9 protein-coding genes and 1 other annotated feature are annotated in these 10,548 nt (G+C 44.0%); of the genes, 4 read left to right on the top strand and 5 right to left on the bottom strand.

The window, feature by feature from the left end:
• Positions 1-13 precede the first annotated feature (13 nt).
• Entirely contained in the window at positions 14-322 is a 309-nt protein-coding gene (gene trpR / locus R7190_RS12260; RefSeq protein WP_005381892.1) for a trp operon repressor, read from the top strand.
• A gap of 110 nt (positions 323-432) precedes the next feature.
• On the opposite strand, the gene yjjX is transcribed toward trpR, so the two are convergent.
• The 5 genes from yjjX to bamD all read right to left on the bottom strand — a co-directional run bounded on the left by yjjX (position 433) and on the right by bamD (position 5,421).
• The gene (yjjX, locus tag R7190_RS12265; RefSeq protein WP_005381891.1) at positions 433-966 is read right to left on the bottom strand and encodes an inosine/xanthosine triphosphatase; all 534 of its coding nucleotides are present in this window, start codon (positions 964-966) and stop codon (positions 433-435) included.
• 24 nt (positions 967-990) lie between these two features.
• Positions 991-2,169 (bottom strand): prephenate dehydratase, encoded by a 1,179-nt coding sequence (pheA, locus tag R7190_RS12270; RefSeq protein WP_005381890.1) that lies wholly within the window; start codon positions 2,167-2,169, stop codon positions 991-993.
• A 12-nt stretch (positions 2,170-2,181) separates the two neighbouring features.
• Positions 2,182-2,303, bottom strand: a sequence feature (Phe leader region).
• Between the two features lie 108 nt (positions 2,304-2,411).
• Positions 2,412-2,738 carry a ribosome hibernation-promoting factor, HPF/YfiA family gene (gene hpf, locus R7190_RS12275; RefSeq protein ID WP_005381889.1) on the bottom strand — a complete coding sequence of 109 codons (327 nt, stop codon included), beginning with the start codon at positions 2,736-2,738 and terminating at the stop codon, positions 2,412-2,414.
• A gap of 324 nt (positions 2,739-3,062) precedes the next feature.
• Positions 3,063-4,544: a lytic transglycosylase F gene (locus R7190_RS12280; protein ID WP_309474595.1), complete on the bottom strand. Its 1,482-nt coding sequence runs from the start codon at positions 4,542-4,544 to the stop codon at positions 3,063-3,065.
• Between the two features lie 148 nt (positions 4,545-4,692).
• Positions 4,693-5,421 carry an outer membrane protein assembly factor BamD gene (gene bamD, locus R7190_RS12285; protein ID WP_005381876.1) on the bottom strand — a complete coding sequence of 243 codons (729 nt, stop codon included), beginning with the start codon at positions 5,419-5,421 and terminating at the stop codon, positions 4,693-4,695.
• A gap of 136 nt (positions 5,422-5,557) precedes the next feature.
• Between bamD and rluD the strand changes: the two genes are divergently transcribed.
• From rluD to clpB, 3 genes are all read left to right on the top strand, one after another.
• Positions 5,558-6,535 (top strand): 23S rRNA pseudouridine(1911/1915/1917) synthase RluD, encoded by a 978-nt coding sequence (rluD, locus tag R7190_RS12290; protein ID WP_005381875.1) that lies wholly within the window; start codon positions 5,558-5,560, stop codon positions 6,533-6,535.
• A 1-nt stretch (position 6,536) separates the two neighbouring features.
• The gene (gene pgeF, locus R7190_RS12295; protein WP_005381874.1) at positions 6,537-7,265 is read left to right on the top strand and encodes a peptidoglycan editing factor PgeF; all 729 of its coding nucleotides are present in this window, start codon (positions 6,537-6,539) and stop codon (positions 7,263-7,265) included.
• A gap of 144 nt (positions 7,266-7,409) precedes the next feature.
• The gene (gene clpB / locus R7190_RS12300) at positions 7,410-9,983 is read left to right on the top strand and encodes an ATP-dependent chaperone ClpB (RefSeq protein WP_005381873.1); all 2,574 of its coding nucleotides are present in this window, start codon (positions 7,410-7,412) and stop codon (positions 9,981-9,983) included.
• Positions 9,984-10,548: the final 565 nt, after the last annotated feature.

Genomic DNA, 10,548 nt, shown 5'->3' on the forward strand with positions numbered 1-10,548 from the left:
GTGAGGTAACTTGATGTCGCACGAACCCGAGTACAAAGACTGGCAACAGATTATTGAGCTAATTCGAACAAGTATGGGCACCCAGCAAGATGACATGCTGTTAACTATGCTGATGTCACGTGATGAGAGAGAGTCATTAATATCACGCGTTAATATAATTAACGAACTTCTTAAAGGAGAATTATCTCAACGTCAGATCAGTCAGATGCTTGGTGTGGGCATTGCCACCATTACTCGTGGCTCTAACGAACTAAAGTCGAAATCTGATGAAGAAAAAGACAAGTTGAAAGTCTTGTTAGAACAAGTTGCGGTATCTAAGTAGACAGTATATCCAATTTGCTTTTAGGCCTTGGTGTTACAAGTGACTAAGATAACGTATTACAAAGGGCGGAAATATCCGCCCTTTTGCGTATCTAGAGAATAGGCTGAGTGTTATAAATTTGAAGGAAAGTGCTCAGGGTTTGTGAATGGAATTAAAGCCAGAATCAAGGCTTGGTGATAGACCGAGCTTCGAGTTAGCTGGTTTTGGGTTAGCAGGCTAATAGCGCCACCTTTCTGTTTGATGTTATCAGTACCAAACACTTCGTCCATTACATCTCCCAATTCATTCGCATCCTTGAGTTTTTCCAAGACTTTTGGCGGCAACATTAAGCTTGCAGAACGAGATTCACCGCGGTGAGTCTCTGATTCAACCACCATCCAAGCAAACGTCACGTTTGCTTCAATTCCCGCTTCGAGACCGACATAGTAATCCGCGTTTGGCATCTCTACTTTTGCGTTTTTAACGCGGTTTAGCGCACCACGATGAGTTTCTTCATTCGTCATGGGCTGATCTGCGACCTCACTCGGTACACTGATGCCAACGAAGTTGAATTCTTGATGCGGAAATGCATTACGAAATGCACTTTGAACTGCATTAATTTTGGCTGGGTTTAGCGATGCGATTACGACTTTTTGGGTTGCCATGATCTTTTTACTCACTGGTGTCTATTAACTCAATTTTACTTGCGTAGGCTTTACGTTCTCACTCGGGTAACAGCCTAATACTTTCAAGTGCTTAGTGATTTTTGTCAGCTCTTCAAGTGCCTGTTGCATTTCTGTCGAAGCAAGATGTGATGTCAAGTCTACGTAGAACATCTCTTCCCACGGGTTCCCCATAATTGGGCGTGATTCCAGCTTGGTCATATTGATGCCGTAACGTTGCAGCACTAATAGTGTTTCAACCAATGAACCTGCCTCTTGGGAGGTCGACATGATCAATGTGGTTTTTGCTGGAATCTGAGTAGAAACTTCAACCGGTTTACGAGCAACCACGATAAAGCGAGTATGGTTTTCGGTTTGGTTTGCGATGTTGCCTTGAATTACTTGCAAGCCGTATAGCTTACCGCTTGATGCATTACCAATTGCAGCCACATCATCACGATCCATCTCTTGGACTTTCTGCATTGCATCTGCTGTGCTCGCGCAGGACTCCAGCTTTACCCCTTTCATACGGCTTAAAAACTCACTGCACTGTTGGTGTGGCTGAGGGTGAGAATACAGCGTTTTAATATCTTCCAGACGAATGTCTTTTTTCGCAACCAAGCAGTGTTCGATTGGTTGAGTTAGCTCTCCAACGATGTAAAGCGTCGTGTGTTGTAGTAAGTCATACACTTCATTAATAGAGCCTGAGCTGGTGTTTTCGATTGGCAGAACGCCATAATCAGCATGGCCAGATTCAACCGTTTGAGTTACTTCTTTAAAGTGCTCGCAGTTGAGCTCGATAAGCTCTGTATTTTTACGACTGAAGTATTCGCGACTTGCCAAGTGCGAATAAGAGCCTTTGGCTCCTAAAAAAGCGACGCGAGCAAGTGGCTTACGGCTTTGCTGTGGGTTAACGAGATTTTGCAGATAACTTTGTTGAAGCAGAACTGAGTCTTCAATGATGGTATGGAAAAGCTTGGTGATGTACTGCGCGTCAAGTTCGTATTTATCTTGGCCATTAGAAATCAGCTTGACCAATAATTGCTGTTCACGGACGGCGTCGCGAACAGGCTTTGAGGTTTGTACTTTGCTTTTGGCTACTTCAATGCTGAGTTTACGGCGCTCAGACAATAAGCTGAGAAGTTGGTCATCCAACTCATTCAAGCGTAAACGAATTTCTTCGAGGGAAATAGGTTGGTCAGTCATCAATTCTTTCCTTATAAAAAAGCCTCCCGATTTGGGAGGCTTTCTGTTTGTTTTTGACTTTTCTTTCACAAACGAGTTCGCCCCTCCAACTATGGGAGGAAAAAGAAGTCAAAAATAAACAGTGAGGTTAAATGCATAAATAGTGCTTAATTTATGAGTGTTTAAACACAATAAGCAAGGCTGGGGAGAGCGTCAAGCAAAAAAATAGCGCCTTTCGGCGCTATTTCCTCAATCTGTTCAGTTTACTCTTCTTCTTCCACTAGCTCAGGCTTACTTGCACGTCGAGCTTCAGGTTTGTGGGTCAGCTTGTTCAATTGTCGTTCTAGTTTTTGCTCCACTTCGTTGATAGCTGCGTAAAGATCTTCGTGAGTTGCTGAGGCAATGAGCTGGCCTTTAGGAACTTTGATAACCGCTTCGAATTTCTTCTGTTTGTTTGGTTCCTCACTGAAAGTTGCTTGGCAACCAATTAGGTCTACTTGCCATTTCTCCAGTTTTTTAAATTTGCTCTCAATATGAGCTCGGATTGCAGAGGTGATTTCGATGTTTTTGCCAGTGATATTCATTGTCATAAGTGTTTTTCCTCTGTTGCATCCCTCATGGGTTGAGTTCAGATTACCGCTTTAAGCATAAAAAAATGTGATTCAGATCATTATTTTGCTCGGGTTTTTTATGATGAAAAATGAATGTGATCTCACTCAAGAACTTCTGAGATTTATCGTGAAATTGCTTGTTATCGGTTAGTAAATCCGTAGATTGGATAGAGTACTCAGCTGAAAACGGCCTCGTTTTTAGGGAAGTTTTACGGCCTAATATTTGAGGTGGTTAAAATTTAACTACACGTAAGGTGTGATGACGATCACTGAGTCTTTCCAATGAATCCATTTAAAAGCCGCTTACTGTACAAGCGGCTTTTTACTGTCTGGAATTTGGCTGACTTTTCGTAGCGGTATCATGAAAATGGGGTCTTTTGGGGCTAGTGAAACCCTTTCTAGACTTTTGACTTGGTCCAAACTTTCTAGTTGTTTGTATATTATGTAGTAGCGATTAATGCTTGTGACGTACCCAACCGTTGAGCTTAAACTTTTCCGCATAACGACTTCCACGTTATTAAACCAAACATTAGGATCGTAACCTTGTTGGGCTGCACGCTTACGAATACGCTCTACATTGCCGGGGCCCGCATTGTAAGCCGCCAATGTAAAGTAGAGTTTATTTTGTGCAGTAATATCAGGATCACTGAAGTACTGCTTACGCAAAAAAGCTAAGTATTTCACTCCAGCATGAATGTTGTTTTCTAGTTGTCGAACATTTTTGATATTGATATTCGGATCTTGAGCGGTGCTGGGTAGGACTTGCATTATGCCAACGGCACCTCGGCTTCCAACTAGGTCGTTATTAAATCCTGATTCCTTGTAAGCGATTGCAGCGATCAGTAAATAGTCGATATCGTATTTCTCACCATAGCGTGAAAATAGCGCCGCGAGTTTTTCTAGTTGAGCAATTTTCTTAGGGTTAAGAGCTCTGTTCAACCATCCCGTGTTATCGATGTATTTACCGTAAATAACGTTACCGAGTACTGTCCCAGAGCGAGACTTCTGGATGAACTTATTCACGACGGCTTTTAATTTGGGACTATTTTCTCGCATTGCCCAAGCAATTTTTCCATTTTTGCGGATAGGGATTTTTTTGTGCACCCGAATATCATCCATCACTTTCAGCCAAAGCTTGGCTTTATGGCTATCGAGAACAATGGCTTTGACGTAACCATTGTTGAGCATTCCGACCAGCTCATAATCTTGAAGTGTTTCTTCAATAAAGTGCACGATAACAGGCGGTAAGCCTTTTTTGTTTAGTTTCTTATTTAGTGTCTGAATGCTTTCAAAGTAGCTAGAGCTAGCACGCACCCAAATCTCTTTGCCGCTCAATTGCTCGATTTTCGTCATCGCTGGTGTGCTTTTGTTTGTCACTACCCACTCTTGAATGTCAGTGAGGATGGGTGAACTGAACTCCACTTTCTGTTTGCGCGTGTCGGTAATAGTCAGGTTGGCGACAACTAAGTCACCTGAACCGTTTTCTAAGGCTGGCAGTAGCTGGTCGCGGGCAACAGGAATAATTTGTACGTTAAGCTTTGGTTTGAGTTTACGAAGGTCTTTTTCGAAATGCGCCAGCAATTCCGCGCCTATGCCTTTTGGTGTGCCGCCCTCAATGTAGTAAAAGCCTAAATCAGCAGAAACTAAGACGCGCAGTACATTCTTCTCCTTGATGACATCGAGGTCCCCAGTATAAGGAGGCTGTTTGAGCGGCGAGATTTGCAGTGCGCAAACGGAAGCAGACAATAGGAGCAGCATAACTGCGCAAAGCTTAGATATCGTCACGTTCACATCCTTTTTATAAAGGGGGGAGGAGAACTTTAAGCATATGTGGAGCTAGGAAGATCATCAAGAAAGGGCTGAATACACTATTGAGAGTAATAAAAAACCGCCACGGTAAAAACGGTGGCGGTTCAGTTTAAAGCAAGTTCAATTACTTCACAGGGTTGAGCTCTATAAGCTTTTCAGTTCTTGCTACGGCGTCTTCCAAACCAAGTTGCTTGTAGGCCTCTAGCTGGATAGTCAGTGACTTACGTGCAGCTTCTGTGTCTGGATACGCTTTTTGTAGCTCTTGGCTGCGATTAATAGCAGCGACCCAAGCTTCACGGCGAAGGTAGAAGTCAGCAGTCGCTAAATCATAGTTCGCTAGACGGTTTTTCAGCGCAACCATACGTTTTTGTGAATCTTCTGCATATGGGCTATTCGGGTAGCGTTGAAGTAGTTTTTTGAAGTCATCAAACGCTTTTTTTACCGGTTCAGGATCGCGATCGCTTCGATCTACGCTGAATAAATCATGCATAAAGTTACGATCTTGCGCCATGTGGCTTAGACCTCGCATGTACAGCACCCAATCCATCTTTTCATGGGTTGGGTTTAAACGCATAAAGCGAGAAATGGTTGCCAAGCCCAAAGCAAGGTCGTCGTTTTTGTAGTACGCATAGATTAGGTCAAGCTGCACCTGTTCTGAGTAGGCACCGAATGGGTAACGTGAGTCTAATGCTTCCAGTTTCTCAATTGCAGAAAGCCAATTACCACTTTGAAGAGAAATCTGTGCGTCTGCATACAGTTCCGAAGGCGGCACATCAGGAACGATTTCTTCTTTGCTTGCACATCCAAACAGAAGGGATACCGCTAAAAGGCCTGTTAAAGTCTGACGTTTCATATCAGGAGTCTGTTCCTTGAATCTAAATATTTCTTAAGCTGCCGTTACTTTCTTTCCAGTAACAGATACAATGACGTAATAGTCTATTTTTTCACAGTCGTGAGCATTAGTCTCACAGTTTTTAAAAAAGTTCGATATGGCTCAGCAGATTGTATTAACAAATACCGTAAAAGATAGCCAGTTAGGTCAACGTTTAGACCAAGCTATCGCCGAATTATTCGCGGACTTCTCTCGCTCGCGCCTAAAAGAGTGGCTGCTTGATGGGAAAGTTCAAGTTGATGGTGAAGTTGTCACTAAACCTCGTACCAAAGTAATGGGTGGCGAGGAAATTACATTGCAAGCCGAGTTAGAAGATGAAGAACGCTGGGAAGCGCAAGATATCCCGCTAGATATCGTCTATGAAGATGAAGATATTATCGTTATCAACAAACCTCGTGACTTTGTGGTTCATCCGGGCGCTGGTACGCCTGATGGCACTGTACTTAATGCGTTGTTGCATCATTACCCTGATATTGCAGAAGTACCTCGTGCAGGTATCGTGCACCGTTTGGATAAAGACACCACGGGTTTGATGGTGGTGGCGAAAACCGTTCCTGCACAAACTCGTCTGGTTCGCGCACTGCAAAAACGTAATATTACTCGTGAGTACGAAGCGATCGCTATTGGTCGTATGACTGCGGGCGGCAAAGTGGATCAACCGATTGGTCGTCACTCTACTAAGCGCACGCTTATGGCGGTAGCACCAATGGGCAAACCAGCAGTAACGCACTACCGTGTTGCTGAACGCTTCCGCGAACACACGCGTATTCGCTTGCGTCTAGAAACGGGTCGTACGCACCAGATTCGTGTGCACATGTCTTACCTTCAGCATCCGTTGCTCGGTGATATTGCATATGGTGGACGTGCTCGCATCCCGACAGGTGCGTCTGAAGAGCTAACGGCAATGATCCGGGGCTTCGATCGCCAAGCATTGCACGCAGTAATGCTGCGCTTTGAGCACCCAATTACGGGCGAAGTTCTTGAGTTTCATGCTCCAGTGCCTGATGACATGGTTGTGATGACTGAAGCGCTTCGTCAAGATACAGAAGAGCACGGCTTACCGGAAGAATTCTAATATGAAGACGATCATTCCGAATTGGCCAGCGCCTAAAAATGTCAAAGCTTTCGCCTCAACACGCATAGGCGGATTTTCGACAGGCCCTTACCAAGGGCTAAATTTAGGTACTCACGTTGGGGATGATTTGTCTTTAGTAGAGAAGAACCGAGCTTGGTTGGCGCAACAGGCAAGCATGCCAAATGCGCCAATCTGGTTAAACCAAACGCATTCAACCGTTGTGGCTCAAGCAAATGAACCAACAACACAGGTGCTTGATGCGGATGGTGTATTTACTTCTTCAAGCCATGTTGTTTGTTCAGCGATGACCGCCGATTGTTTACCTGTATTATTGACTAATACACAAGGTACGCAAGTAGCCGCTGTTCACGCAGGTTGGCGCGGCTTAGCAAATGGCATTGTCGAAAATGCGTTAGCGTTGTTTTCTGGTGAAGTGATAGCGTGGCTTGGCCCCGCCATTGGCCCTCAAGCCTTCGAAGTGGGTGAAGATGTTCTGCAAGCTTTTGTTGATTTTGATTCACAGGCGAATCAAGCATTTGCTCCACGCGATATCGACGGTAAATGGTTTGCTGACATGTCGGTGCTGGCAACGCAACGTCTAAACCGGGCTGGTGTGACACAAGTGTTTGATTCTGGACTTTGTACTTACCAAGATAAAGCCTCTTTTTACTCTTATCGCCGTGATGGTAAGACTGGTCGACAAGCAACCTTTATTTGGATCGAAGACTAGCTATAAGCACCAAAGTGCTAAGATGCATACTACTATTTTTGCAAAGCTATCTTTATTCATTCACTCCCTTGAAATTCCCCACCCGAGTATCCATCTTTCTAACTGTCAAAAGAATTTCCTTTAGTTGAGGTTAGGAAGGTAGATATGCGTCTTGATCGATTCACAAGTAAGTTTCAAATCGCTATCTCTGATGCTCAATCACTAGCGTTAGGGCGCGATCATCAATATATCGAGCCAGTTCACCTCATGGTGGCTTTGCTTGATCAAAATGGCAGTCCAATTCGTCCATTGCTTACTATGCTGGATGTGGACGTAACGCATTTACGCTCTAAATTGAGTGAAATGTTAGATCGATTACCAAAAGTCAGTGGCATCGGTGGGGATGTTCAGCTCTCTAGCTCGATGGGCACATTGTTTAACCTGTGTGACAAAGTGGCGCAAAAGCGTCAAGACTCCTATATCTCGTCTGAAGTCTTCCTGCTTGCCGCTTTAGAAGACCGCGGACCATTGGGGCAATTACTCAAAGAGATCGGTTTAACAGAGCAAAAAGTCAGCCAGGCAATCGAAAAGATCAGAGGTGGTCAAAAGGTCAATGACCCGAATGCAGAAGAGCTTCGCCAAGCATTGGAAAAGTTCACCATAGACCTTACCGAGCGTGCAGAGCAAGGTAAATTAGATCCTGTTATCGGTCGTGATGATGAAATCCGTCGTACTATCCAAGTATTGCAGCGTCGTACTAAAAACAACCCAGTGATTATCGGTGAACCAGGCGTAGGTAAGACAGCAATTGTTGAAGGCTTAGCGCAGCGCATAGTTAACAATGAAGTACCTGAAGGTCTGCGTGGTCGCCGTGTGCTATCACTGGATATGGGCGCACTGGTTGCTGGTGCTAAATACCGTGGTGAATTTGAAGAGCGTTTAAAATCAGTATTGAATGAACTTGCTAAAGAAGAAGGCAACGTCATCCTCTTCATTGATGAGCTACACACTATGGTCGGCGCTGGTAAAGGTGAAGGCTCAATGGATGCGGGCAACATGCTAAAACCGGCATTAGCTCGTGGTGAGCTGCACTGTGTTGGCGCAACAACATTGGATGAATATCGTCAGTACATCGAAAAAGATGCAGCATTAGAACGTCGTTTCCAAAAAGTGCTGGTGGATGAGCCGACCGTTGAGGATACCGTGGCGATTTTACGTGGCTTGAAGGAGCGTTATGAGCTTCATCATCACGTCGAAATTACCGACCCAGCGATTGTTGCTGCGGCGAGTTTGTCACATCGCTATGTCTCCGACCGTCAGTTGCCGGATAAAGCGATTGACTTGATTGACGAAGCGGCTTCAAGCATTCGTTTACAAATTGACTCTAAGCCAGAGTCCTTGGATAAGCTTGAGCGTAAAATCATCCAACTCAAAATTGAGCAACAAGCACTAAGTAACGAGCACGATGAAGCGAGTGAAAAGCGTTTGAAAGCGCTTAATGAAGAACTCAATGAAAAAGAACGTGAGTACGCTGAACTAGAAGAGGTTTGGAATACAGAAAAAGCAGCTCTTTCTGGCACTCAACATATTAAGTCTGAGCTTGAACAAGCTCGTATGGACATGGAGTTTGCTCGCCGTGCTGGCGATCTAAACCGTATGTCGGAGCTTCAATATGGTCGTATTCCTGAACTTGAGAAGCAGTTAGATCTTGCAACCCAAGCTGAAATGCAGGAAATGACGCTATTGCGTAATAAAGTAACCGACAACGAGATTGCAGAAGTACTTTCTAAGCAAACCGGCATTCCGGTATCCAAGATGCTAGAAGCGGAAAAAGAGAAACTACTTCGTATGGAAGACGTGCTGCATAATCGTGTGGTAGGGCAAAGCGAAGCGGTCTCTGTTGTATCGAATGCCATTCGTCGTAGTCGAGCTGGGCTTTCTGATCCAAACCGACCAATTGGCTCCTTCTTATTCTTAGGTCCAACTGGTGTGGGTAAAACAGAGCTTTGTAAGACACTTGCGAGCTTTATGTTCGACAGTGAAGATGCGATGGTCCGTATCGATATGTCTGAGTTCATGGAGAAACACTCAGTGGCAAGGTTGGTTGGTGCTCCTCCAGGCTATGTCGGATATGAAGAGGGTGGTTACTTAACTGAAGCGGTTCGTCGCAAGCCGTATTCGGTAATTTTGTTAGACGAAGTAGAGAAAGCGCATCCGGATGTATTTAACATTCTGCTGCAAGTTCTCGATGATGGGCGTTTAACGGATGGTCAAGGTCGTACTGTTGACTTCCGTAATACGGTTGTGATCATGACATCTAACTTGGGTTCATCTCGTATCCAAGAGAATTTCGCAACATTAGACTATCAAGGTATCAAGAGTGAAGTGATGGATGTGGTTAGCAAACACTTCCGCCCAGAGTTCTTGAACCGTGTTGACGAAATCGTGGTGTTCCATCCACTTGGTCAAGAGCACATTAAGTCCATTGCTTCTATTCAATTGGAACGTTTGGCGAAACGACTAGAGGAGAAAGGCTATCAACTAGAAGTTTCCGACAAAGCACTCGACTTGATCGCTCAAGTTGGTTTCGATCCTGTGTATGGTGCGCGTCCTTTAAAACGTGCAATTCAGCAGAATGTCGAGAACCCGTTAGCCAAATCAATTCTTTCTGGTGAAATCGTTCCAGACAAGACAGTGCAGCTAATTGTTACTAATGACCAAATTTGTGCTCATCAATAATTGTATGGATACAGTAAAATTGAGATAAAAATCACACTAAAGGGGCCGTTTGGCCCCTTTTCTATAGTTTTTTAGAGTCTTTTGTCTGTTTTCTATACGAATAAACTAAAAAGGTGAGTTTTTTTAAAAAATGCACTTGTGTTCTTTAATGAACTCCCTATAATGCGCCTCCGTTGTCACGGGAAAGCAAGTGAAGCGGAACCTAAACAACTACGGTTAGTGAGTTAAAATTAACTCGCAGATAAATAACTTAAAAAAGTGTTTGACACGATAAGTTATCTAGCTAAAATAGCCGTCCACTTTGAAGAGAACTTCGAAGTGTGCTCTTTAAAAATATAGACCTATCAATCTGTGTGGGCACTCGTTGATGATAATCCAATTAGAAGCTTAGGCTTCAAATTAGGTTTCAATGATACGAAGTGACCATTGAATCGAAAGATTCAGCACAGTCAATTCAAACATTACTTCTGCTATTTATTAGCGAAAGGAATGTTCAGTATTCATTGAGCCGAACAAAATCTTAAATTGAAGAGTTTGATCATGGCTCAGATTGAACGCTGGCGGC

The organism is Vibrio sp. 1078-1, assembly GCF_033340475.1.

Excerpts from the sequence above, each read along its gene's own strand:
- trpR (WP_005381892.1), top strand. The coding sequence starts at position 14 with ATGTCGCACGAACCCGAGTACAAAGACTGGCAACAGATTATTGAGCTA.
- pheA (WP_005381890.1), bottom strand. The coding sequence starts at position 2,169 with ATGACTGACCAACCTATTTCCCTCGAAGAAATTCGTTTACGCTTGAAT.
- clpB (WP_005381873.1), top strand. The coding sequence starts at position 7,410 with ATGCGTCTTGATCGATTCACAAGTAAGTTTCAAATCGCTATCTCTGAT.
- rluD (WP_005381875.1), top strand. The coding sequence starts at position 5,558 with ATGGCTCAGCAGATTGTATTAACAAATACCGTAAAAGATAGCCAGTTA.
- hpf (WP_005381889.1), bottom strand. The coding sequence starts at position 2,738 with ATGACAATGAATATCACTGGCAAAAACATCGAAATCACCTCTGCAATC.
- yjjX (WP_005381891.1), bottom strand. The coding sequence starts at position 966 with ATGGCAACCCAAAAAGTCGTAATCGCATCGCTAAACCCAGCCAAAATT.
- pgeF (WP_005381874.1), top strand. The coding sequence starts at position 6,537 with ATGAAGACGATCATTCCGAATTGGCCAGCGCCTAAAAATGTCAAAGCT.
- bamD (WP_005381876.1), bottom strand. The coding sequence starts at position 5,421 with ATGAAACGTCAGACTTTAACAGGCCTTTTAGCGGTATCCCTTCTGTTT.